Source organism: Neobacillus massiliamazoniensis (assembly GCF_001048695.1).
In the GTDB taxonomy this organism is placed as follows: Bacteria; Bacillota; Bacilli; order Bacillales; family Cytobacillaceae; genus Neobacillus; species Neobacillus massiliamazoniensis.
The window spans coordinates 12,697-36,044 of record NZ_CVRB01000008.1 but is presented as its reverse complement, the minus strand read 5'-3'; the positions used below and the strand labels follow the sequence as shown (position 1 = coordinate 36,044).

The following is a 23,348-nucleotide window of genomic DNA, read 5'->3' as shown; positions in this document are numbered from 1 at the left end:
AGTCACACCTCCTAAATACTTGTTTATTTATTTTGATTAAAGTTTAATTTCGATATCAACACCGGATGGTAAGTCCAAACGCATCAAAGCATCAACAGTTTGTGGTGTTGGGTTAACGATGTCGATAAGACGCTTATGTGTCCGCATTTCGAATTGCTCACGAGAATCTTTGTACTTGTGAACCGCACGAAGAATCGTATAAATACTCTTTTCAGTTGGAAGCGGAATCGGACCCGAAACTGCCGCACCTGAACGTTTTGCTGTTTCAACGATTTTTTCTGCTGATTGATCAAGAATCCTGTGATCATACGCTTTTAACCGGATACGAATTTTTTGTTTTGCCATAATTTTCCCTCCTTTATCGCCTATTTTCTAAATAGACATTTCTCAGTGAAAATTTCCCACACACTCGCCATGGCAAAGCGGCCGGGTGTGTCAGCAACCTCTCACTTCATCGCAGTCAGAGACCAACATTGTCTATTATACATAAAACATAAAACAAACGCAAGCGTTAATTACGTTTTCCCTCATGTTTTAAACACTTTTCTTATTATAATGGCTCATAATCTTTTTTTCAACTGTAAAACGGGTTATCCAGTAAAATCCTAATACTTTTCTTTTATTTAGCAAAGCTATATATATAGTAGAAACTCAATTCTTTAAAAAGTAACTTATTGAAATTTTAGTAGGCCTATATAAAAGTGAGATAAAAGGAGTCTCTTTGCATTAAATGTGTCTGAAACAGTTATATGGGACGAATAGAATAGGTTTACGTGCACAAAAAGGGTTTAGATAAGTAGATTAGTTCACGTAGAATTGGCTCTACATGCATAAAAAGAGGTTGATACTGTGATTTCGTTTACGTAGATTGACTCTACGGGCATGAAAAGTGCTTGGTACTGCGGTTTCGTCCACTTAGATTGACTCTACGTGCACTAAAAGTGGTTGAAACTGTAGTTTCGTCCACGTAGATTGGCTCTACGTTCACAAAATGTACTTGATACTGTGGTTTCGTCCACGTAGATTGGCTCTACGTGCACAAAATGTACTTGAAACTCTAGATTCGTCCACGTAGATTGACTCTAAGTGCACAAAATGTACTTTATACTGTGGTTTCGTCCACGTAGGTCAACTATACGTACATAAATCATAAATCGATAATAAATAAAAAAACCAGGTGGATCGTCACCCACCTGGTTTTCGTGGATCGTCACCCACCTGGTTTTCTATGAAAATTTATTATTTTTCGATAGTAGTGATTGAACCTGAACCTACTGTACGGCCACCTTCACGAATTGAGAACTTAGTTCCTTCTTCAATCGCAACTGGAGCGATTAGCTCAACAGTCATTTCGATGTGGTCGCCAGGCATAACCATTTCAGTACCTTCTGGAAGGTTACAAATACCAGTGATATCAGAAGTACGGAAATAGAATTGTGGACGATAGTTTGTGAAGAATGGAGTATGACGTCCACCTTCTTCTTTTGTTAAAACGTAAACTTGTGCTTTGAACTTTGTGTGTGGAGTGATTGATTTTGGCTTAGCCAAAACTTGACCACGCTCAACTTCTTCACGTGCAACACCACGAAGAAGGGCACCAATGTTGTCACCAGCTTCTGCAAAGTCAAGAAGCTTACGGAACATTTCTACACCTGTTACAGTAGTAGATTTTGGTTCTTCAGTGAAACCTACGATTTCAACTACGTCACCAACTTTAACTTGACCACGCTCTACACGGCCAGTAGCAACTGTTCCACGGCCAGTGATTGAGAATACGTCCTCAACAGGCATCATGAATGGCTTATCAGTGTCACGTGTTGGAGTTGGGATATAGCTATCAACAGCGTCCATTAATTCATGGATTTTTGCTTCCCACTCAGCATTGCCTTCTAATGCTTTAAGAGCAGAACCTTTGATAACAGGGATATCATCGCCAGGGAAATCGTATTCAGAAAGAAGATCACGAACTTCCATTTCTACTAATTCAAGTAATTCTTCGTCGTCAACCATGTCACATTTGTTCATGAATACAACTAGGTATGGTACACCTACTTGACGAGAAAGAAGAATGTGTTCACGAGTTTGTGGCATTGGGCCGTCAGCAGCAGATACTACAAGAATACCACCGTCCATTTGCGCAGCACCAGTGATCATGTTTTTAACATAGTCAGCGTGTCCTGGGCAGTCAACGTGTGCATAGTGACGTGCTTCAGTTTCATATTCAACGTGTGCAGTAGAGATTGTGATACCACGTTCTCTTTCTTCTGGTGCACCGTCGATTTGATCGTATGCACGAGCTTCTGCTTTACCTTCTTTTGCAAGAACAGAAGTGATTGCAGCAGTTAAAGTAGTTTTACCATGGTCAACGTGTCCGATTGTACCAATGTTAACGTGTGGCTTTGAACGGTCGAATTTAGCTTTTGCCATTTGGAAAATCCTCCTTTGGATTATAAAAGTTAAGTATATTATAATATGGAAACTGCAAATAGGATTGTCCAATTACGCAGTTTCCACTCTTACATAAGTAGTTATACTTTAAAGAAAGGTGAAAATCAATTATTCACCTTTATTTTTTTTGATGATTTCTTCAGAAATTGATTTTGGTACTTCTTCATAGTGGTCAAAGTGCATAGAGAATACTCCACGACCTTGTGTACTTGAACGAAGTGCTGTTGCATAACCAAACATTTCTGAAAGTGGAACCATTGAACGAACCACTTGTGCATTACCGCGAGCTTCCATACCTTCAACACGACCACGGCGTGCAGTGATTTGTCCCATGATATCCCCTAGGTAATCTTCAGGGATAACAACCTCAACCCTCATAACAGGCTCAAGGATAACTGGTTTACACTTAGAAGCAGCATTTTTAAGAGCCATTGATGCGGCAATTTTGAACGCCATTTCAGAGGAGTCGACATCATGGTAGGATCCATCAAACAATCTTGCTTTAATATCAACTAAAGGATATCCAGCAAGTACCCCTCTATCAAGAGCATCTTCAAGACCAGCTTGAACCGCAGGGATGTATTCACGAGGAACGACACCACCGACAATACCGTTTTCAAATTCGAATCCTTTACCTTCTTCGTTTGGTGCGAATTCGATCCAAACGTGACCGTATTGTCCACGACCACCGGATTGACGAGCAAACTTACCTTCAACTTGTGCAGAAGCACGGAAAGTTTCACGATAAGCAACCTGTGGTGCACCTACGTTTGCTTCAACCTTAAATTCACGACGCATACGGTCAACGATGATATCAAGGTGAAGTTCACCCATACCAGCGATGATAACCTGCCCAGTTTCCTGGTCAGTATGCGCACGGAATGTTGGATCTTCTTCTTGAAGCTTTTGTAGTGCAGTAGTCATCTTGTCTTGGTCAGCTTTTGATTTTGGTTCAACGGAAAGTTGAATTACTGGTTCAGGGAATTGCATAGACTCTAGAATAACAAGGTTTTTGTCATCACAAAGAGTATCACCAGTTGTAGTATCTTTCAGACCTACAGCAGCAGCGATGTCACCAGCAAAAACCTTAGAGATTTCTTGACGGCTATTTGCGTGCATTTGTAGAATACGTCCGATACGTTCGCGCTTTCCTTTAGTAGAGTTTTGAACATATGATCCAGACTCTAAAGTACCAGAATAAACGCGGAAGAATGTTAATTTACCAACATAAGGGTCAGTCATAACTTTGAACGCAAGAGCAGAGAATGGCTCTTCATCACTTGAATGACGTTCAATAAGATCTTCTTCATCATCAACAGCATGACCTTTGATTGAAGGTACATCTAATGGAGATGGAAGATAGTCAATAACTGCATCCAGCATTAGCTGAACACCTTTGTTTTTGAATGCAGATCCACAGATTACTGGGTAGAATTCAACGTTTACAGTACCTTTACGAATCCCTGCTTTTAGTTCTTCTTTAGTGATTTCTTCACCACCAAGGTACTTTTCCATTAAATCTTCATCAAGTTCTGCAACTGCTTCAACAAGCTTTTCACGATATTCTTCAGCTTGTGCTTTGTATTCTTCTGGAATTTCACGAACTTCAATATCAGTTCCTAAATCGTTTCCGTAGAATACTGCATTCATTTCCACAAGGTCAATGATCGCTTCGAATTGATCTTCAGCACCGATTGGTAACTGAATTGGATGTGCATTTGCTTGCAGACGATCATGTATTGTTTTTACAGAGTACAAGAAGTCTGCACCAATTTTGTCCATCTTATTAACAAATACAACACGTGGAACGCCATAGGTAGTTGCTTGACGCCAAACTGTTTCAGTTTGTGGCTCTACGCCTGATTGCGCATCAAGTACAGCTACTGCACCATCAAGTACACGTAGGGAACGTTCTACTTCAACTGTGAAGTCTACGTGCCCTGGTGTGTCGATGATGTTAACACGGTGGCCCTTCCACGATGCAGTTGTTGCAGCGGAAGTGATAGTGATTCCACGCTCTTGTTCCTGCTCCATCCAGTCCATCTGTGAAGCACCTTCGTGTGTTTCACCGATTTTATGAATTTTACCTGTGTAGTAAAGCACACGCTCAGTGGTGGTAGTTTTACCGGCGTCGATATGCGCCATGATCCCGATATTGCGAGTGTTTTCTAAGGAGAACTCTCTAGCCATTTAAGTCTTTCTCCTTTCTAATATGAAAGTTTTATTTTGAAGGTTAAATTACCAACGATAGTGAGCAAATGCTTTGTTTGCTTCTGCCATTTTGTGTGTATCTTCACGCTTCTTAACAGATGCACCAGTATTGTTAGCTGCATCCATGATTTCGTTAGCTAAACGCTCTTCCATCGTTTTTTCTCCACGAAGACGTGAATAGTTTACTAACCAACGAAGACCTAGAGTTGAACGGCGGTCAGGACGCACCTCAACTGGAACTTGGTAGTTAGCACCACCTACACGGCGTGCTCTTACTTCAAGTACAGGCATGATATTTTTCATTGCTGCATCGAATACTTCCATTGGCTCTTTACCAGAACGTTCGCGAATTGTATCAAACGCAGAGTAAAGAATTTCTTGGGATTTCCCTCTTTTACCGTCAACCATCATTTTGTTGATGAGGCGAGTAACTAATTTTGAATTGTAAAGCGGATCTGGTAACACGTCTCTTTTTGCTACAGGACCTTTACGTGGCATGCTATTTTCCTCCTTTCAAAGAAGCTTAATCATTTATCTGCTTATTTTTTTGCTTTTGGTCTCTTTGTACCATACTTAGAACGACCTTGCATACGGTTGTTTACACCAGCCGTATCAAGTGCTCCACGAACGATGTGATAACGTACCCCTGGTAAGTCTTTTACACGTCCGCCACGGATTAGAACAACACTGTGCTCTTGAAGATTGTGACCGATACCAGGAATGTATGCAGTCACCTCAATACCGTTTGTCAAACGTACACGCGCATATTTACGTAACGCTGAGTTCGGTTTCTTCGGAGTCATTGTACCAACACGAGTACATACTCCGCGTTTTTGTGGTGAAGATACGTTAGTTTGTGATTTTTTGAAGCTGTTGTAACCTTTATTTAGCGCAGGTGATTTTGACTTTTCCTCTTTAGATGTACGAGGTTTGCGCACTAATTGGTTAATAGTAGGCATGTTTTTTCCTCCCTTCGTTATTTGTAAGCCCACACATCCAGGTGGTTCATCTTTTTGCAAAAACAAAGTTTTTGCAGATTCTTTATCTACAAAAACAGTTTTTAACAGATAATTGCAACAGTCGAAGCACCAACCTCGATTCCACATGCTTTACCGAGTTTTTTCATCGAGTCCACATGTTGAATTGGCACATTGTGCAAGAGAGCTTCATTTACTACCTTTGCCGTTACCTTAGCATCTGCATCACTAGCAATGATTACATCTCGTATTATGCCTTCTTTGATCGCTTTTACTGTTTGTTTTGTTCCTATAACAACTTTTTTGGCCTGTAATACTTTTTCATAAGACATTTTCCATATCCTCCAAAGTATCAGGTGAATAGGAGCACCTTTGATATATTATCATTTTCATAATGGGATGTCAACAAGACTTTTCGTGATTTCTTTAAAACGAGGATGTCCTCAAACAAAGTGTCAGACCCCTCAACCAACAATATATAGCTGAACTTAACATAATGCAGCTATTATTGAATGTTAAGTGAGAGGTCAGACCCTTTGGAGACACCCTCTAAATACCATTAATCAATTGTTATCGTTTCTTCGGATGTTGTATCTCTTAGCACAGGATCTGCTTTGCGATAGCGCTGCATTCCAGTTCCAGCTGGAACAAGCTTACCGATGATAACATTTTCCTTCAAGCCAAGCAATTCATCACGTTTTCCTTTAATGGCTGCATCAGTTAGAACTCTTGTTGTTTCTTGGAATGACGCAGCAGACAAGAAGGAATCCGTTTCAAGCGATGCTTTTGTAATACCGAGTAACACCGGACGCCCAGTTGCCGGCAATTTGCCGTTTACTAATGCCTTTTCGTTGGCATCAGTGAATTGATGGATATCTAAAAGTGTACCTGGTAATACATCTGTTTCACCTGCATCCACTACACGAACCTTTTTCAGCATTTGACGGACCATAACTTCGACGTGCTTATCGCCGATTTCAACCCCTTGCATCCGGTAAACCTTTTGTACTTCACGTAATAAGTACTCCTGTACCGCAGAAACGCCTTTGACTTTAATTAACTCTTTCGGGTCAATAGAGCCTTCTGTCAATTCTTGACCACGGCTAATCTGAGTACCTTCTGCGACTTTTAACCGTGCCGTATACGGAGCATTATACGTGCGTTTTTCAACTTCACCTTGGATCACAATTTCATGCTGACGATCGCGACCTTCATTAATTTCGATAACAACACCGTCAAGTTCAGAAATAACTGCTTGACCTTTAGGATTACGTGCTTCAAAAATTTCTTGAATACGCGGTAAACCTTGAGTAATGTCGTCTCCGGCAACTCCCCCAGTATGGAAGGTACGCATTGTTAACTGTGTACCTGGCTCACCGATGGATTGTGCAGCGATAATACCTACTGCTTCACCGACTTCAACCTCTTGACCTGTTGCCAAGTTGCGTCCGTAACATTTCTTACATACTCCATGGCGTGTATTACACGTAAATGCTGAGCGGATTTTAACTTCTTCGATCCCTGTATTCACAATGGTTTCAGCCAAGTCTTCAGTAATAAGTCCGTTTGCAGGAACAATGACTTCCATCGATTCAGGATGCTTGATGTCATTACGAGCATAACGTCCAATCAATCGTTCCTCTAGTGATTCGATGACCTCTGTTCCATCCTTTAATGAACTGATCAATAATCCACGGTCGGTTCCGCAATCATCCTCTCGGACAATAACATCCTGAGCAACGTCGACTAGACGTCGTGTTAAATAACCAGAGTCAGCTGTTTTAAGGGCTGTATCAGCAAGACCTTTACGGGCACCGTGTGTGGAGATAAAGTACTCTAATACAGTCAAACCTTCACGGAAACTGGATTTAATCGGCAATTCAATAATCCGTCCAGCTGGGTTGGCCATCAAACCACGCATACCAGCAAGCTGGGTAAAGTTTGAGGCATTACCACGGGCACCGGAATCACTCATCATAAAGATTGGATTCGTTTTTTCCAAGGATTTCATTAGCTTACCTTGAATGGTGTCTTTTGATTGACTCCAAATCGCAATGACACGATCATAGCGCTCTTCTTCGGTAATCAAACCACGTCTAAACTGCTTCATCACATTATCTACTTTTACTTGAGCATCGTGAAGAATTTGCTGTTTTTCACCAAGTACGACAATGTCTGCCACACCAACTGTGATCCCGGCCTTTGTCGAATGTTTAAATCCTAAATCCTTCATACGGTCGAGCATTTTCGATGTTTCTGTTATTTTGAAACGCTTGAACACTTCGGCAATGATATTTCCTAGAATTTTCTTTTTAAACGGATCTACAAGAGGCATTGCCTGTATTTTAGCGCGAATGTCTTCACCTTTTTCGACAAAATACTTTTCAGGAGTTTTCACTTCTAAATTGTCTCTTGTCGGTTCATTAATGTACGGGAATGATTTAGGAAGAATTTCATTAAAAATAAGCTTACCAACCGTTGTGATCAAGAGCTTATTGTTTTGTTCTTCCGTAAAGGTTTCATTTCCTAATGAACCAGCATGGACTGCCACACGAGTATGGTAGTGAGCATAGCCATTTTGATAGGCAAGGATTGCCTCATTGGTATCTTTAAAAATCATTCCCTCACCGATGGTGCCTTCTCTTTCCAAAGTTAAATAATAGTTACCAAGCACCATGTCTTGGGAAGGAGTAACAACTGGCTTTCCATCTTTAGGGTTCAAAATGTTTTGGGCTGCAAGCATTAACAAACGCGCTTCTGCTTGGGCTTCAGATGAAAGTGGAACGTGAACCGCCATTTGGTCACCGTCGAAATCCGCATTGTACGCCGTACAAACAAGCGGATGGAGGCGAATAGCTCGGCCTTCAACAAGCGTTGGTTCAAATGCCTGAATCCCCAATCTATGCAACGTAGGGGCACGGTTTAACAAAACCGGATGCTCTTTGATTACATCTTCGAGCACATCCCAAACATCAGGTGACACTCGTTCTATCTTCCGTTTAGCCGATTTAATATTATGTGCTAAACCTTTTTCAACAAGTTCTTTCATCACAAATGGCTTAAAGAGTTCAAGTGCCATTTCTTTAGGAAGACCACATTGGTACATTTTTAAGTTTGGTCCAACAACAATTACGGAACGCCCAGAATAATCAACACGTTTTCCGAGCAAGTTTTGACGGAAACGACCTTGTTTCCCTTTTAGCATATGGGAAAGAGATTTTAATGGACGGTTTCCTGGACCTGTTACCGGACGGCCACGACGGCCGTTATCAATAAGAGCGTCAACCGCTTCTTGTAGCATTCGTTTTTCGTTCTGAACAATAATGCTTGGTGCACCAAGATCCAATAAACGTTTTAAACGATTGTTTCGATTAATAACACGGCGGTATAAGTCGTTTAAGTCAGAAGTTGCAAATCTTCCTCCATCTAACTGAACCATAGGACGAAGTTCCGGTGGAATAACAGGAAGTACGTCTAGAATCATCCACGAAGGCTCATTACCAGAACCACGGAAGGCTTCTAAAACTTCAAGGCGTTTAATCGCACGGGTGCGTCTTTGACCTTGTGCTGTTTTTAACTCTTCTTTTAACGACTCTACTTCCTTATTTAAATCAATATCAGAAAGAAGCTTTTTAATCGCTTCAGCCCCCATCGCAGCTTGGAACTTATTGCCAAACTTTTCGCGGTAGGCACGATATTCTTTTTCAGAAAGTAATTGTTTCTTCTCAAGGGCAGTATCCCCTGATTCTGTAACGACATAAGAAGCAAAGTAAATTACTTCCTCCAAAGCTCTTGGAGACATGTCTAATACAAGTCCCATTCGGCTTGGAATCCCTTTGAAATACCAAATATGGGACACTGGTGCGGCAAGCTCAATATGGCCCATCCGCTCACGGCGAACCTTTGCACGCGTTACCTCAACGCCGCATCGATCACAAACGACACCTTTGTAACGAACACGTTTGTACTTTCCACAATGACATTCCCAGTCCTTAGTTGGACCGAAAATTCTTTCGCAAAACAAACCGTCTTTTTCAGGCTTTAATGTACGATAGTTAATGGTTTCAGGTTTTTTTACCTCTCCAAATGACCATGAACGAATTTTATCTGGAGAAGCAAGACCTATTTTCATAAATTCAAAATTATTTACATCCAGCAAGGGGCCGACCTCCCTTTCGATCTGCGGGTATTACCCTTAGGCTAAATAAAGCGGAAGCACACCGTCCGGGCCCGATAAAGATGACTAGTCAATCGCAAGCGGGGCAAGCTCATGATTTGTCAGTCTTTTCCGCTACAGAAAGCGTCAGCCTTCTGTAGCTATGGTCGGGATCGGTGCGCTGCAGCTAAAGATTACTCTTTTGAACCTACTATTTCTGATTCAAAGCTCTGCTTTTCAGGAGCGATATTCAACGTATCAACCTGTTGTAATTCATCTTCATCTTCTAAATCACGCATTTCAATTTCTTCTTCGTCACCTGAAAGGATTTTTACATCCATACCAAGACTCTGAAGCTCTTTAATTAATACCTTGAATGACTCTGGTACACCAGGTTCTGGTACATTTTCACCTTTTACAATCGCTTCATATGTTTTCACACGACCAACAACGTCGTCTGATTTAACAGTAAGAATTTCTTGCAGTGTATATGCAGCTCCATATGCTTCAAGAGCCCAAACCTCCATCTCACCAAAGCGCTGTCCACCAAACTGGGCTTTACCACCGAGTGGCTGCTGCGTAACAAGTGAGTATGGTCCGGTTGAACGGGCATGCAATTTATCGTCAACCATGTGTGCAAGTTTGATCATATACATGACACCGACAGATACACGGTTATCAAACGGTTCACCACTACGGCCATCATATAGGACAGTTTTCGCATCGCGGGCCATGCCTGCTTCTTCGATCGTTGCCCATACGTCTTCTTCACGGGCACCGTCAAATACCGGTGTAGCCACATGAATGCCTAATGCTCTTGCTGCCATACCTAAATGCAGCTCAAGTACCTGCCCAATGTTCATCCGCGATGGAACCCCTAACGGATTTAACATGATATCGACTGGTGTGCCATCTGGTAAGTATGGCATGTCTTCTTCTGGCAAAATCCGTGAGATAACCCCTTTGTTACCGTGACGGCCTGCCATCTTATCCCCTTGATGAATCTTACGCTTCTGAACGATATAAACACGTACAAGCTGGTTTACACCTGGAGGAAGCTCATCTCCATCTTCGCGGTTAAAGATTTTTACATCGTGAACAATTCCGCCGCCGCCGTGAGGCACCCTTAAGGATGTATCACGAACTTCACGGGCTTTTTCACCGAAAATAGCATGTAAGAGACGTTCTTCTGCAGTTAATTCTGTTACCCCTTTTGGTGTAACTTTCCCTACTAAAAGATCTCCGTCTTTTACTTCTGCTCCGGTACGGATAATACCACGCTCATCCAAATTACGAAGGGCATCTTCACCAACGTTTGGAATATCACGGGTAATTTCTTCCGGTCCAAGCTTTGTATCACGAGACTCTGATTCATATTCTTCAATATGGATTGAGGTGTAGACATCATCTTTAACGAGACGTTCGCTCATGATGATCGCATCCTCATAGTTATAGCCATCCCAAGTCATAAAGGCAACAAGAACGTTGCGTCCAAGGGCTAATTCACCTAATTCCATAGAAGGACCGTCAGCAAGAATTTCACCTTTTGTTACACGGTTGCCAACTGCCACAATCGGGCGTTGGTTATAGCATGTTCCTTGGTTGGAACGTATGAACTTTAATAAACGGTATTTATCAAGATCGCCTTTTGTCTCTTGTCCGTCTACCTCTTTAATACGACGGACCCATACTTCACGAGCTTCGACATGCTCCACAATACCATCATATTTACAAATAACAGCTGCACCAGAGTCCTTACCGGATACATATTCCATACCTGTACCTACTCTTGGCGCTTCAGGCTGCATAAGCGGAACAGCTTGCCGCTGCATGTTGGCCCCCATCAACGCACGGTTCGAGTCATCATTTTCAAGGAACGGAATACAGGCTGTAGCTGCAGACACAACTTGTTTTGGTGATACGTCCATATAATCAATGCGTTCGCGTTTTACTACCGTGTTTTCACCACGGAAGCGGGCTACGATATCCTCATCAAGGAATGAACCATCATCACCAAGTCGTGAATTTGCCTGGGCGACAACATAATTATCTTCTTCATCCGCCGTTAAGTAGTCAATTCGGCTTGTTACCTTCCCGGTTTCAGGGTCAACCCGGCGGTAAGGTGTTTCAATAAAGCCAAATCGGTTTACTTTCGCATAGGATGACAACGAGTTAATCAAACCGATGTTTGGACCTTCCGGCGTTTCAATCGGACACATCCGGCCATAGTGTGAATAGTGAACGTCACGAACTTCAAAGCCTGCACGTTCACGTGTCAAACCACCAGGTCCTAGTGCTGACAGACGGCGCTTATGTGTTAATTCAGCAAGCGGGTTGGTTTGATCCATGAATTGCGACAGCTGTGAGCTACCAAAAAACTCTTTGATTGAAGCAATTACCGGACGAATATTAATTAACTGCTGCGGTGTAATCGTGGCTGCATCCTGAATGGACATTCTTTCACGAACCACACGTTCCATACGAGACAAACCAATACGGAATTGGTTTTGTAAAAGTTCCCCAACAGAACGAAGACGTCTGTTGCCTAAATGGTCGATATCATCCGTGTTTCCAACTCCATGTAGTAAATTGAAGAAATAACTAATGGATGCAATGATATCAGCCGGTGTAATATTTTTTATCGGTTCAGCAACATAAGCGTTGCTCAACACATTAATTACCTTTTCGCCTTCCTCATTCGGGGCATAGATTTTAATACCTTGAAGAATGATTTCATCCTCCACTACCCCGCCAACAGGATTAAAGCCTTTAAAGTTTACATCTTTTTCAAGCGCAGGCAAGATGCGATCAAGGTTTCTACGATCCAAGATCGTTCCTTTTTCTGCAATAATTTCACCTGTTTCCGGATCTACAAGCGTTTCTGCTAAACGCTGGTTGAATAGTCGATTCTTTATATGAAGCTTTTTGTTGATTTTATAACGACCCACGTTTGCTAGGTCATATCTTTTTGGATCAAAGAATCTGGACACTAATAAACTTTTCGCATTTTCAACCGTTGGAGGTTCACCAGGACGAAGGCGTTCATAAATCTCAAGTAACGCTTTTTCTACCCCTTCTGTGTTGTCCTTCTCTAACGTATTGCGAATATATTCGTTATCGCCAATCAATTCAATGATTTCTTGATCGGACCCAAACCCAAGTGCACGCAAAAGAACCGTAACGGGCAGTTTCCGAGTACGATCGATTCTGACATACACGACATCTTTGGCATCTGTTTCATATTCAAGCCAAGCGCCGCGGTTAGGAATAACAGTAGCTGTAAAGCCGCGTTTCCCATTTTTATCAACTTTTCCATTGAAGTAAACGCTAGGTGAGCGCACTAATTGAGAAACAATAACACGTTCGGCACCATTAATGACAAACGTACCTGTTTCGGTCATTAGCGGAAAGTCACCCATGAAAACATCTTGATCTTTTACTTCGCCAGTTTCTTTATTGACTAGACGCACTTTAACACGCAGTGGTGCAGAATATGTAACATCCCGTTCTTTTGATTCCGCAACAGAATACTTAGGATCGCCAAGGCTGTAATCAATAAAATCTAGTGATAGGTTACCAGTAAAGTCTTCAATCGGTGAAATATCCTGGAACATTTCACGCAATCCCTCATCAAGAAACCATTGATATGAAGAGGTTTGAATTTCAATAAGATTTGGTAACTCTAATACTTCACTGATTCGCGCGTAACTCCTTCGTTGGCGGTGTCGTCCATACTGAACTAGTTGACCTGTCAACTGATTCACCCCTCAAATCAAGCGTTATAATGAAATCTATTTACGTCTCACGAAGGGAACCAAAGTCCTTTCATAAAACAAAAAGAAAAAGGGTTTTTTAACTCAAAAACCACATTTTCACATTTCAGCTATTATTTTGTCATCTTTTCCGACTTAAACCGTTTTTATACAAAAAAGTTAATAAATTATAGGCATAAACCGGAAATTATTATGATGGCATTTTATAATGCTAACACAATGATATTTTTGCGTCAACTATTTTCTTGCATTTATTATAAAATAACCTTTTGCTTTGTTTACCGTTACTACTTCAGAAAACATTTCCTCTAATTTTTCCAGTGCTGAAGGTGCCCCTTGTTTCTTTTGAATGACAACCCAAAGCTCACCACCTGAAACAAGATGGTCATAACTTTGCTCAAATATATCATGAACCGTCTTTTTTCCAGCCCTAATCGGGGGATTTGTTAAGATGGCAGCAAAGTTTGTCCCCTTTACATTTAGCAGTCGATCACTTTCGTAAATCTCGACATTCTCCACCTTATTGAGCGCTGCATTTTCCTTGGCTAATTCGAGAGCTCGGTCATTGACATCAATCATTTGAATAGTCCGCTCCGGAAAACTCTTGGCCATTGCAAGGCCAATCGGCCCATAACCGCAGCCAGCATCTAGAATCGGTCCGTCTACTTCTGGCATTTGAAACGATTCAATCAATAACCGTGAACCAAAGTCTACTTCTTTTTTTGAAAAAACACCATTATCGGTTTTAAATCGGAATGTTTTACTCCTTAGTGTATAATCCCAATATTTCGGATCACTTCCAACCTTTTGAGTACGAGAATAGTAGTGTTCAGACAAGAGCCCACCTCCGGAGAATGATGTGTTGAAGAAAATTGAGGAAATTAGAAAAGCGCAAGCGCCTCGGTCAGCCTCGACAAGCATAAGACGAGCCGGCAGGAAGGTTGCTTTTTAACCTTCATGACGGATTGGCTTAGACCAGAGAGAGGCTAGGCGCTGAAGCTAGACAATTCTCGAAGTCTAAATTTATACTCTAATATCAGTCAAAAAAAGCCCGCTTTGCAGCGAGCTTTTCTAATTGTCAGGGTTGGCTACACCGCCGAAGCGTATTGCCTTCCTTCATTACTTAACTTCAACGTTTGCTCCAACTTCTTCAAGTTTAGCTTTGATTGCTTCAGCTTCTTCTTTAGCAATGCCTTCTTTAAGTGGTTTTGGAGTGTTGTCAACAAGATCTTTTGCTTCTTTAAGACCAAGACCAGTGATTTCACGAACAACTTTAATAACTTTAATTTTTTGATCGCCTGCGCCAGCTAAAATTACGTCAAATTCAGTCTTTTCTTCAGCAGCAGCAGCGGCACCTCCGCCAACAACTGCAACAGGAGCAGCAGCAGTTACGCCGAATTCTTCTTCGATTGCTTTTACTAAGTCATTAAGTTCTAAAACAGTCATATTTTTAACTGCTTCAATGATTTGTTCTTTAGTCATGATTTAATTTCCTCCTTAAATTTCGTTTGAATGATGGTTAAGCGTTAATTATTAACTTACGCGCCTTGTTCTTCTTTTTGATCTGCAACAGCTTTTGTAGCAAGAGCAAGATTGCGAATTGGTGCTTGTAGTACGCTGAGTAGCATAGAAAGCAAGCCTTCGCGAGAAGGTAGGTCAGCAAGAGCTTTAACTTCTTCAACTGTTGCGATGTTTCCTTCGATTACACCTGCTTTAATTTCAAGTGCTTCGTGTTTTTTCGCAAAGTCATTTAAGATTTTAGCTGGTGCTACTACATCTTCGTTACTGAACGCAATTGCATTCGGACCCGTTAATGCTCCGTTCAATTCAGAAAGCTCAAGAGCTTCCGCAGCACGGCGAGTCATAGTGTTTTTGTAAACCTTAAATTCGACGCCTGCTTCGCGAAGCTGTTTACGAAGTTCAGTCACTTCAGCAACAGTCAGACCGCGATAGTCAACGACAATAGTTGATTTGCTAGCTTTTAATTTACCGGCAATTTCGTCAACAATTACTTTTTTTGATTCGATAGCAATGCTCATCTTTACACCTCCTGTAGAATCTCTACATTTATACCAGGTAAAGTAAAAACCTCCATATCCTTAATAGACATGAAGGCATGAACGAATAGCTGTTTAACAGCAATTTTATCGTATTACCTCGGCAGGAATTTAAGCACAATGGCACCTGCTGTCTACAGTACAAATGTTTATATTTAAAACAACAAAACATATTATATAAAATATATGTTTTGTTGTCAATTAACAAAATTATCTAGCTGTTACGGAAGAAGCATCAACCTTTACGCCAGGTCCCATTGTTGAAGTAACGGTAACGTTCTTCATGTAAGTACCTTTTGCAGCAGCAGGCTTAACTTTAACCAATATGTCAAAAACAGTAGTGAAGTTTTCAACAAGCTTTTCTGTTTCGAAAGATGTTTTACCGATTGGCACATGGATATTTCCAGCTTTATCAACACGGTATTCAACTTTACCTGCTTTAATTTCGTTGATTGCTTTAGTTACATCAAATGTAACAGTTCCTGTTTTAGGGTTTGGCATTAAACCTTTAGGTCCTAATACACGACCTAGTTTACCAACTTCACCCATCATGTCTGGAGTTGCTACGATTACATCAAACTCAAACCAACCTTGTTGGATTTTATTAATGTACTCAGAATCTCCTACATAATCAGCACCAGCAGCTTCTGCTTCTTTCACTTTTTCACCCTTTGCGAATACTAAAACGCGTTGAGTTTTACCAGTTCCATTTGGTAGAACAACTGCACCACGGATTTGTTGGTCAGCTTTCTTAGGGTCAACTCCTAAGCGAAAAGCAGCTTCAAGGGTTGCATCAAATTTTACAAAATTTGTTTTCTTTGCAAGTTCAATTGCTTCTACAATTGGGTAAGCTTTTGTACGATCTACAAGCTTAACTGCTTCTAAATACTTTTTACCTTTTTTAGCCATTGTTTTTTCCTCCTAGATTGTGGTTTTAGCGAATTATCTCTCCCACACCGAAAAGCAGGGGCGCCTTAAGCAGTCCCGAGGGGCTAGGCGCCACAGCTAGACAGTATAAAGGTTGCGAGTGAATTTTTCAGCATCGCAACCCTTCATTTCATCAAACAGTTTCACATGGATTAGTCTTCGATAACGATACCCATGCTGCGTGCAGTACCTTCAACCATGCGCATTGCTGCTTCAACGCTAGCTGCGTTTAGGTCAGGCATTTTTTGTTCCGCAATCTCGCGTACTTTATCACGCTTTACTGTTGCTACTTTATTACGGTTAGGCTGGCCTGAACCAGACTGAATTCCAGCTGCTACTTTTAAAAGAACTGCAGCAGGAGGAGTTTTCGTAATAAATGTAAATGAACGGTCTTCAAATACCGTGATTTCAACAGGGATAATCAAACCAGCTTGATCTGCTGTACGAGCGTTAAATTCTTTACAGAATCCCATGATATTCACACCTGCTTGACCTAGTGCAGGACCAACCGGTGGCGCTGGATTCGCTTTACCAGCAGGGATTTGTAATTTAACGACTTTAATTACTTTTTTAGCCACGAGACACACCTCCTTAAAGTCCGTGATGTGGTAATAGGGTCCATTTAACCCTCCCACTCAGGCATCTGTCTTTATATAAAAATAAAGAACTTGACAAAAGTCTAGTCTCTATTGAGACATACTGACCTATGAAATATTATCATTTTTTCATATTAATTTCAAGTTTTTTTACATAACTGATTATTTTTTTTGAAATTAGATAATTGGCAAGCTCCCAGAACAAGTGCCTTCGCCATTTTATTTACATTTTCTCAATTTGCGAGAAATCAAGCTCAACCGGGGTGTCACGACCGAACATATTAACAAGAACTTTAAGCTTGGCTTTATCTTTATCCATCTCTTCAACCGTCCCTGTAAAGTTCGCAAACGGACCTTCCTTGACTTGTACTGTGTCACCAATAACATAATCGACATCAATCCGTTTTTCTTCAACACCCATGCGTTTTAAAATGACTACAACTTCCTCAGGAAGTAGCGGAGTCGGTTTTGAGCCCGAACCTGCCGAGCCTACAAATCCTGTTACACCTGGTGTATTGCGGACAACATACCAAGAGTCATCCGTCATGACCAACTCTACTAGTACATAACCCGGAAAAACTTTGCGTTTTACTACTTTTTTCTTACCGTTTTTGATATCTGTTTCTTCTTCTTCAGGTACGACTACACGGAAAATTTTATCCGCCATACCCATGGATTCAACCCGCTTTTCTAAATTGGCTTTAACTTTGTTTTCGTAGCCAGAGTAAGTATGAACCACATACCAATTCTTTTCCATTTAAGAGGACTTAATCGTCCTTCCCTCCCTACTATTTAATTGGAAATTTATCGAAAAATAAATTTGATCATACTGTTTTAAAGAATAAGAAAGTATAAGTTTTGACTTCTGAGCAATAAGGAAAGCTTCCTTGAACAGTCCTCGCAGGAACAAGCAGTGCTTGTTCCGAAGGGGCTCCCGCTTTTCTTTTGTCCAGCTCCAGCGCCTAGGCGCTTCCACTTTTCTTATTCCAAATTAAAAAACCCGCGAAACGGGTTTTTGATAAAATTTCCTGCATTATTCACCATTATACCATGAAGTAATATCTATTATTCAAGAATTAAACGAATCAATTTTGAAATTCCTAAATCTATAACCCCGAAGAAAATGGAAAAGAAAGCAACAGTTGCTATAACAGTAACGGTATAACGAACTAATTCACTGCGCTTCGGCCAGCTAACCTTTCTCATTTCACGGAAAACATCACTGAAGAACTTCTTTATGCGTTGCATATTCGTAACCCCCAACTAACTTTATAACACTGCTAGAATTCATTTCAATTATTTTGTTTCTCGGTGGATGGTATGAGAAGAGCATGTCTTGCAGAATTTTTTCAATTCTAGTCTTTCAGATTGTGTCTTGCCCGAGACCGTTGAGTAATTACGTGACCCGCATTCAACACATGCCAGAATAACTTTCTTGTTCATGTTGACACCTTCATTAAATTGACCTATTACATCTTTAAAAATGTAACACAACCCCTAATTATTGTCAATACTATGAAAATTGTTTCGTATAAATGAAAAAATTAATAGTTTTCAAAGCGAGAACTCTCGAATCTCCAAATATCTTTCCAATTTCCTTTTAACCCGTTGCAGGGCGTTATCAATTGACTTTACATGGCGATTTAGTTCTTCAGAAATCTCTTGGTACGATTGACCATCCAAGTATAAGGCAAGCACCTTTCTTTCTAAATCGCTCAACAATTCAGTCATTTTTACCTCTATATGGTCATACTCTTCCTGATTGATGATCAGTTCTTCAGGATCGAGAATCTTTGCCCCAGACAAAACATCCATCAATGTTCGGTCGGATTCTTCATCATAAATAGGCTTGTCCAATGAAATATAGGAATTCAAAGGAATATGCTTTTGCCTTGTAGCGGTTTTAATGGCAGTAATAATTTGTCTCGTAATACAGAGTTCGGCAAATGCCTTGAATGAAGTGAGTTTGTCCTCACGAAAGTCACGAATTGCCTTATAAAGACCAATCATTCCTTCTTGTACAATATCCTCTTTATCTGCTCCGACCAAAAAATAGGATCTCGCTTTGGCACGTACAAAATTTCGATACTTGTGGATTAAATAATCCAATGCTTCACTGTCTCCTTGGTGCACAAAATCAACAATTCCTTCATCATCCATCGTAAAAAATTGCTCGTTGACTTTAGTCCCGAATTCTGTACTCACTAGATCCCCCTCCACCGAACAAGCATAGCTATCAATATTATACATTAGGAATTTTTTGGGCGTCAACGATCATTTTTCCCCTCTGCGCCACTTTTCAAAAATTTCAGCCATCTCATCACTAATTGGTATTTTATATGCAGGTTGTCTATCTTGGATTTTTTTTACGTTTTTATTGATTCCTTTTTCAATCGACGCCATTTCAATAAGCAGTTCACGAGCGGATTTTCTTAATGCACCTTTTCCAAAAATTTGCCACTGCTCTGTAAAATCAGAGGTAGCTACATGGATTTGCGTTTTTCGATTTGCCAAGCTAATCGCCATTTTTTCAATCCGCTCATCTGCTGTTTCGTTCTCTCTCGTAAAAATGACTTCGACCTTATGATTTCGATACTTTTTTTCAGTCCCCTGAACATAATAAGCATCAAATACAATTATCACACGATATCCGGAATAGGCTTGGTATTCTGCCATTCTTTCGATTAATCGATCCCTTGCCGCGGGTAAATCATGATCCCTTAGCCTTTTTAGTTCTGGCCATGCTCCAATAATGTTATATCCATCGACAAGCAGAATGTCCATATCTATCCCTCAAGTGGATTTCGTCTTCGGTAGACTTCGTACATTAACAGGGCAGCAGCAACAGATGCATTCAAGGAGGTTACTTTTCCTACCATGGGCAAATGTATGAGAAAATCGCATTTATCTCTGACTAGACGGCCCATCCCTTTTCCTTCGCTGCCGATAACAAGGCCCAGTGGGAGTGCTCCATCAAAGTGCCGATAATCTTCTTTCCCTTTTGCATCTGTACCAGCTATCCAAATCCCGCGTTCTTTTAACTCATCAATGGTTCTCGCCATATTGGTCACGCGAACAACAGGTATATATTCAATCGCTCCCGTAGATGCTTTGGCTACGGTAGCTGTCAGGCCAACCGCTCTTCGCTTTGGAATAATAATGCCATGGGCACCCACCGCATCAGCCGTTCTCATAATCGATCCAAGATTGTGCGGGTCCTCAATTTCGTCCAATAACAAAAAGAAAGGAGGTTCATTTTTCTCCGCTGCTACTGCGAACAAATCATCCATTTCTGCATATTGGTACGCGGCAATATAGGCGAGAACACCCTGATGATTTTGATCGGTGATTTGGTCTATTTTTTTCTTAGGGACAAATTGGATCACAACATTTCTTTCTTTGGCAAGCAGGGTGATTTGCTGCATTTGCCCATGCTGTGAGCCCTCAGCAACTAAAATTTTATTAATATCCCGATTTGATTTTAACGCTTCAATGACTGGGTTTTTCCCCACAATATATTCTTGATTCATTCTGTCATTCCTCCTTTCTTTTCCTCAACGAATGCAAAGACCTTTAAAATAAGCTCTTCTAGTCTCTCTTTTTGATCTTTTAAATACAGATATCCTATTAATGCTTCAAACGCTGTGCTGTAGTGATAGGTTTGAACATCGGTATTTTTTGGAACAGTGTTTGATTTTGCATTTCTTCCTCTTATAACAACTGCCATTTCTTCTTCACTCAGAGTATTTTCATTCATTAAATAAAATAAAGCCTGGCATTGTGCTTTTGCGGAAACATATCTTGTCCCTTCTCGATGTAAGTGATTAGGCTTCACTTTGCCGCTATGCAGGAGGTGACGCCTAACATAAATTTCATATACAGCGTCACCCATATAGGCAAGTGCCAGGCTATTCAATTGGTTTGCATCCACTTTTCCTTCATAATCCAGCATGAATTAGCCTCTTTTCCATCTTGGTCCCTGTGGTGTATCCTCTAAAATAATATTCATATCCTTCAATTGGTCTCTGATTTGATCGGATAATTGGAAGTTGCGGTCTTTACGAGCCTGAATCCGTTTTTCAATTAACGCATCAATTTCTTCATCCAGTATTTCTTCTTGTTCAAGGGTAAGTCCTAAAACATGAAATAATTGTTCAAATTCGCTTAAGAAGGCATCGATGACTTCTACAGCCGTATTTTTCTCTAACAAATAGTAATTTGCCAGCTTGGAAAGCTCAAATAACACGGAAATTCCTTTTGCTGTATTAAAATCATCATCCATATCCACAATAAATTGTTCTCTTAATGCATCTATTTTATCAAACCATTCTTGGTTATCCTCTGTCAGACCTGAGCTCGCTTCTTTCCGATGCTTTAAATTTTGATAAGAGGTTGTTAATCGTTCAAAAGCAGCCTTTGTACTATCTAATAATTCTTCGCTGTAATTGATCGGGTTTCGATAATGAACAGATAACATAAAGAATCGTAAAACCTGTGGATTATGTTTCTTGATAATGTCATGGACAAGAACAAAATTCCCAAGTGATTTTGACATTTTTTCATTATCGATATTGATATAACCATTATGCATCCAATAGCGAGAAAAGGTTTTGTCGGAAAGAGCTTCGGATTGCGCAATTTCATTTTCATGATGCGGGAAGGTTAAATCCTGGCCTCCCGCATGGATATCAATGGTTTCGCCAAGATATTTCTTCGCCATAGCCGAGCATTCGATATGCCAGCCCGGTCTGCCTATTCCCCATGGACTTTCCCAGAAGATTTCCCCTTCTTTGGCCGCTTTCCATAAAGCAAAATCTAAGTCATCCTGTTTCTTATCCCCTACTTCAATCCGTGCTCCTACCCGTAGTTCGTCAATCGATTGATGGGAAAGCTTACCGTAAGTATCAAACTTTCTTGTCCGGAAATAAACATCGCCTTCTGATTCATATGCATACCCTTTTTCAATCAGCTGGCTAATAAATTCAATGATGATGTCCATATTTTCCATGACGCGAGGATGGACATCTGCGGCTCTGCAGCCTAATGCTTTCACATCTTCAAAGTAGGCATTGATAAAACGATCTGCAATTGTCGGAACATCTTCGCCCAGCTGATTGGCTGCCCGGATCAACTTATCATCAACATCAGTGAAGTTGGAAACATATTGAACACTATAGCCTCTATATTCAAGATAGCGGCGGACAGTATCGAAAACAATTGCCGGACGGGCATTTCCTATATGAATATAATTATAGACTGTCGGACCGCAAACATACATTTTTACTTTTCCTTCTTCGAGCGGTACAAAATCTTCCTTTTTTCGAGTCAGTGTATTATAAAGTTGAATGGCCATTGATTTTAGTCCTTTCTTCTTTTAATTGGGCTAATTCTTTCTTCATTTGATCTAGTTCATCCTGCATTTCTTTAAAGCGATCGGCTATCGGATCTGGGAGATCACAATGATTTAAATCCCTTTTTATTTTTTTTCCATCCTGGATAACTACCCTTCCCGGAATCCCAACTACTGTTGAGTTAGGGGGAACCTCTTTTAATACAACAGAGCCTCCACCAACTTTGGAATTTTCACCTATTGTTATCGAACCAAGCACTTTTGCTCCAGTGGAAATCAGGACATTATCCTTTATTGTTGGATGCCGCTTGCCTTTTTCTTTCCCCGTCCCCCCAAGGGTAACCCCTTGGAAAACCGTAACATTATCGCCGATTTCACACGTTTCCCCAATGACAACCCCCATCCCATGATCAATAAAAAATCTTCTTCCTATTTTTGCACCGGGATGAATTTCAATTCCTGTAAGAAATCGACTGGCCTGAGATATCACTCTGGCGATAAAATAAAGCCTTCGCTTGTAAAATGCATGTGCAATTCGGTGTGCCCAAATTGCATGTAAGCCTGAATAGGTTAGGATCACTTCCAAGTAAGTTCTAGCTGAAGGGTCTTGTTCAAAAACAACTTCAATGTCTTCTCTCAACCGTTTGAACATGGTTGATTCCCCCATTATTTTTTAATAAAAACTCCCCTTGCCTTCTAATAAAAAGGCTGTGTTAAACTTGCCCGTTGATTTGCGCTCCAGACGCTTCGCTTGCCGCGGGCGTTCCGGGGAGCCTACTCGGCGCTTGAGCGCCTGTGGGGTCTCCCCTGCCCCTTACTCCCGCAGGACGTTGAATCAGCATCTTTGAATCAA

Annotated in this window: 22 protein-coding genes and 1 other annotated feature; all 22 genes read right to left on the bottom strand. The window is 40.9% G+C overall.

Translation table 11 applies throughout. The annotated features are described in order from the left end of the window. Nucleotides 1-36: 36 nt before the first annotated feature. Nucleotides 37-345 (bottom strand): 30S ribosomal protein S10, encoded by a 309-nt coding sequence (gene rpsJ / locus BN1082_RS26110; RefSeq protein ID WP_034676072.1) that lies wholly within the window; start codon nucleotides 343-345, stop codon nucleotides 37-39. An 894-nt stretch (nucleotides 346-1,239) separates the two neighbouring features. Continuing rightward, a complete protein-coding gene (gene tuf / locus BN1082_RS26105) occupies nucleotides 1,240-2,427 on the bottom strand; it encodes an elongation factor Tu (protein WP_090640243.1) in 1,188 nt (395 codons plus the stop codon). Nucleotides 2,428-2,556: 129 nt separating this feature from the next. Continuing rightward, nucleotides 2,557-4,638 carry an elongation factor G gene (gene fusA / locus BN1082_RS26100; RefSeq protein ID WP_090640241.1) on the bottom strand — a complete coding sequence of 694 codons (2,082 nt, stop codon included), beginning with the start codon at nucleotides 4,636-4,638 and terminating at the stop codon, nucleotides 2,557-2,559. 48 nt (nucleotides 4,639-4,686) lie between these two features. Continuing rightward, nucleotides 4,687-5,157, bottom strand: coding sequence for a 30S ribosomal protein S7 (rpsG, locus tag BN1082_RS26095; RefSeq protein WP_090640239.1), 471 nt, complete (start codon nucleotides 5,155-5,157; stop codon nucleotides 4,687-4,689). Between the two features lie 41 nt (nucleotides 5,158-5,198). After that, nucleotides 5,199-5,618, bottom strand: a complete 420-nt coding sequence (gene rpsL, locus BN1082_RS26090) for a 30S ribosomal protein S12 (RefSeq protein ID WP_090640236.1) — start codon at nucleotides 5,616-5,618, stop codon at nucleotides 5,199-5,201. 101 nt (nucleotides 5,619-5,719) lie between these two features. Beyond that, nucleotides 5,720-5,968 carry a 50S ribosomal protein L7ae-like protein gene (locus BN1082_RS26085; RefSeq protein WP_090640233.1) on the bottom strand — a complete coding sequence of 83 codons (249 nt, stop codon included), beginning with the start codon at nucleotides 5,966-5,968 and terminating at the stop codon, nucleotides 5,720-5,722. 227 nt (nucleotides 5,969-6,195) lie between these two features. Next, nucleotides 6,196-9,795 carry a DNA-directed RNA polymerase subunit beta' gene (rpoC, locus tag BN1082_RS26080; protein WP_090640231.1) on the bottom strand — a complete coding sequence of 1,200 codons (3,600 nt, stop codon included), beginning with the start codon at nucleotides 9,793-9,795 and terminating at the stop codon, nucleotides 6,196-6,198. A gap of 191 nt (nucleotides 9,796-9,986) precedes the next feature. Further along, the gene (rpoB, locus tag BN1082_RS26075) at nucleotides 9,987-13,547 is read right to left on the bottom strand and encodes a DNA-directed RNA polymerase subunit beta (protein ID WP_090640230.1); all 3,561 of its coding nucleotides are present in this window, start codon (nucleotides 13,545-13,547) and stop codon (nucleotides 9,987-9,989) included. Between the two features lie 255 nt (nucleotides 13,548-13,802). Beyond that, nucleotides 13,803-14,402 carry a class I SAM-dependent methyltransferase gene (locus BN1082_RS26070; RefSeq protein WP_090640227.1) on the bottom strand — a complete coding sequence of 200 codons (600 nt, stop codon included), beginning with the start codon at nucleotides 14,400-14,402 and terminating at the stop codon, nucleotides 13,803-13,805. 282 nt (nucleotides 14,403-14,684) lie between these two features. Beyond that, complete coding sequence (rplL, locus tag BN1082_RS26065) at nucleotides 14,685-15,047, bottom strand: 50S ribosomal protein L7/L12 (protein WP_090640225.1); 363 nt, start codon at nucleotides 15,045-15,047, stop codon at nucleotides 14,685-14,687. A gap of 56 nt (nucleotides 15,048-15,103) precedes the next feature. Next, nucleotides 15,104-15,604 (bottom strand): 50S ribosomal protein L10, encoded by a 501-nt coding sequence (rplJ, locus tag BN1082_RS26060; RefSeq protein WP_090640223.1) that lies wholly within the window; start codon nucleotides 15,602-15,604, stop codon nucleotides 15,104-15,106. Nucleotides 15,605-15,638: 34 nt separating this feature from the next. Next, nucleotides 15,639-15,780 (bottom strand) — a sequence feature (ribosomal protein L10 leader region). Nucleotides 15,781-15,832: 52 nt separating this feature from the next. After that, nucleotides 15,833-16,531, bottom strand: coding sequence for a 50S ribosomal protein L1 (gene rplA / locus BN1082_RS26055; protein ID WP_090640221.1), 699 nt, complete (start codon nucleotides 16,529-16,531; stop codon nucleotides 15,833-15,835). A gap of 170 nt (nucleotides 16,532-16,701) precedes the next feature. After that, nucleotides 16,702-17,127: a 50S ribosomal protein L11 gene (rplK, locus tag BN1082_RS26050; RefSeq protein WP_042453928.1), complete on the bottom strand. Its 426-nt coding sequence runs from the start codon at nucleotides 17,125-17,127 to the stop codon at nucleotides 16,702-16,704. A gap of 241 nt (nucleotides 17,128-17,368) precedes the next feature. Next, complete coding sequence (gene nusG / locus BN1082_RS26045; protein ID WP_090640219.1) at nucleotides 17,369-17,902, bottom strand: transcription termination/antitermination protein NusG; 534 nt, start codon at nucleotides 17,900-17,902, stop codon at nucleotides 17,369-17,371. Nucleotides 17,903-18,210: 308 nt separating this feature from the next. Further along, nucleotides 18,211-18,393 carry a preprotein translocase subunit SecE gene (secE, locus tag BN1082_RS26040; protein WP_090640217.1) on the bottom strand — a complete coding sequence of 61 codons (183 nt, stop codon included), beginning with the start codon at nucleotides 18,391-18,393 and terminating at the stop codon, nucleotides 18,211-18,213. A gap of 48 nt (nucleotides 18,394-18,441) precedes the next feature. Further along, the gene (gene rpmG / locus BN1082_RS26035; protein WP_090640213.1) at nucleotides 18,442-18,588 is read right to left on the bottom strand and encodes a 50S ribosomal protein L33; all 147 of its coding nucleotides are present in this window, start codon (nucleotides 18,586-18,588) and stop codon (nucleotides 18,442-18,444) included. Between the two features lie 111 nt (nucleotides 18,589-18,699). Next, entirely contained in the window at nucleotides 18,700-19,350 is a 651-nt protein-coding gene (gene sigH / locus BN1082_RS26030; RefSeq protein ID WP_090640210.1) for an RNA polymerase sporulation sigma factor SigH, read from the bottom strand. Nucleotides 19,351-19,419: 69 nt separating this feature from the next. Further along, nucleotides 19,420-19,929, bottom strand: a complete 510-nt coding sequence (locus tag BN1082_RS26025; RefSeq protein ID WP_090640207.1) for an NYN domain-containing protein — start codon at nucleotides 19,927-19,929, stop codon at nucleotides 19,420-19,422. Nucleotides 19,930-19,931: 2 nt separating this feature from the next. Next, a complete protein-coding gene (rlmB, locus tag BN1082_RS26020; RefSeq protein WP_090640204.1) occupies nucleotides 19,932-20,675 on the bottom strand; it encodes a 23S rRNA (guanosine(2251)-2'-O)-methyltransferase RlmB in 744 nt (247 codons plus the stop codon). Beyond that, nucleotides 20,672-21,097 (bottom strand): Mini-ribonuclease 3, encoded by a 426-nt coding sequence (locus tag BN1082_RS26015; RefSeq protein WP_090640202.1) that lies wholly within the window; start codon nucleotides 21,095-21,097, stop codon nucleotides 20,672-20,674. Before BN1082_RS26015 ends, rlmB begins: the two co-directional genes overlap by 4 nt. Before the next feature lie 3 nt (nucleotides 21,098-21,100). Further along, the gene (gene cysS / locus BN1082_RS26010; protein ID WP_090640199.1) at nucleotides 21,101-22,498 is read right to left on the bottom strand and encodes a cysteine--tRNA ligase; all 1,398 of its coding nucleotides are present in this window, start codon (nucleotides 22,496-22,498) and stop codon (nucleotides 21,101-21,103) included. Continuing rightward, the gene (gene cysE / locus BN1082_RS26005) at nucleotides 22,479-23,147 is read right to left on the bottom strand and encodes a serine O-acetyltransferase (RefSeq protein ID WP_090640197.1); all 669 of its coding nucleotides are present in this window, start codon (nucleotides 23,145-23,147) and stop codon (nucleotides 22,479-22,481) included. Before cysE ends, cysS begins: the two co-directional genes overlap by 20 nt. Nucleotides 23,148-23,348 lie beyond the last annotated feature (201 nt).

Excerpts from the sequence above, each read along its gene's own strand:
- rpsJ (WP_034676072.1), bottom strand. The coding sequence starts at position 345 with ATGGCAAAACAAAAAATTCGTATCCGGTTAAAAGCGTATGATCACAGG.
- tuf (WP_090640243.1), bottom strand. The coding sequence starts at position 2,427 with ATGGCAAAAGCTAAATTCGACCGTTCAAAGCCACACGTTAACATTGGT.
- fusA (WP_090640241.1), bottom strand. The coding sequence starts at position 4,638 with ATGGCTAGAGAGTTCTCCTTAGAAAACACTCGCAATATCGGGATCATG.
- rpsG (WP_090640239.1), bottom strand. The coding sequence starts at position 5,157 with ATGCCACGTAAAGGTCCTGTAGCAAAAAGAGACGTGTTACCAGATCCG.
- rpsL (WP_090640236.1), bottom strand. The coding sequence starts at position 5,618 with ATGCCTACTATTAACCAATTAGTGCGCAAACCTCGTACATCTAAAGAG.
- BN1082_RS26085 (WP_090640233.1), bottom strand. The coding sequence starts at position 5,968 with ATGTCTTATGAAAAAGTATTACAGGCCAAAAAAGTTGTTATAGGAACA.
- rplL (WP_090640225.1), bottom strand. The coding sequence starts at position 15,047 with ATGACTAAAGAACAAATCATTGAAGCAGTTAAAAATATGACTGTTTTA.
- rplJ (WP_090640223.1), bottom strand. The coding sequence starts at position 15,604 with ATGAGCATTGCTATCGAATCAAAAAAAGTAATTGTTGACGAAATTGCC.
- rplA (WP_090640221.1), bottom strand. The coding sequence starts at position 16,531 with ATGGCTAAAAAAGGTAAAAAGTATTTAGAAGCAGTTAAGCTTGTAGAT.
- nusG (WP_090640219.1), bottom strand. The coding sequence starts at position 17,902 with ATGGAAAAGAATTGGTATGTGGTTCATACTTACTCTGGCTACGAAAAC.
- secE (WP_090640217.1), bottom strand. The coding sequence starts at position 18,393 with ATGCAACGCATAAAGAAGTTCTTCAGTGATGTTTTCCGTGAAATGAGA.
- rpmG (WP_090640213.1), bottom strand. The coding sequence starts at position 18,588 with ATGAACAAGAAAGTTATTCTGGCATGTGTTGAATGCGGGTCACGTAAT.
- BN1082_RS26025 (WP_090640207.1), bottom strand. The coding sequence starts at position 19,929 with ATGGACATTCTGCTTGTCGATGGATATAACATTATTGGAGCATGGCCA.
- rlmB (WP_090640204.1), bottom strand. The coding sequence starts at position 20,675 with ATGAATCAAGAATATATTGTGGGGAAAAACCCAGTCATTGAAGCGTTA.
- BN1082_RS26015 (WP_090640202.1), bottom strand. The coding sequence starts at position 21,097 with ATGCTGGATTATGAAGGAAAAGTGGATGCAAACCAATTGAATAGCCTG.
- cysS (WP_090640199.1), bottom strand. The coding sequence starts at position 22,498 with ATGGCCATTCAACTTTATAATACACTGACTCGAAAAAAGGAAGATTTT.
- cysE (WP_090640197.1), bottom strand. The coding sequence starts at position 23,147 with ATGTTCAAACGGTTGAGAGAAGACATTGAAGTTGTTTTTGAACAAGAC.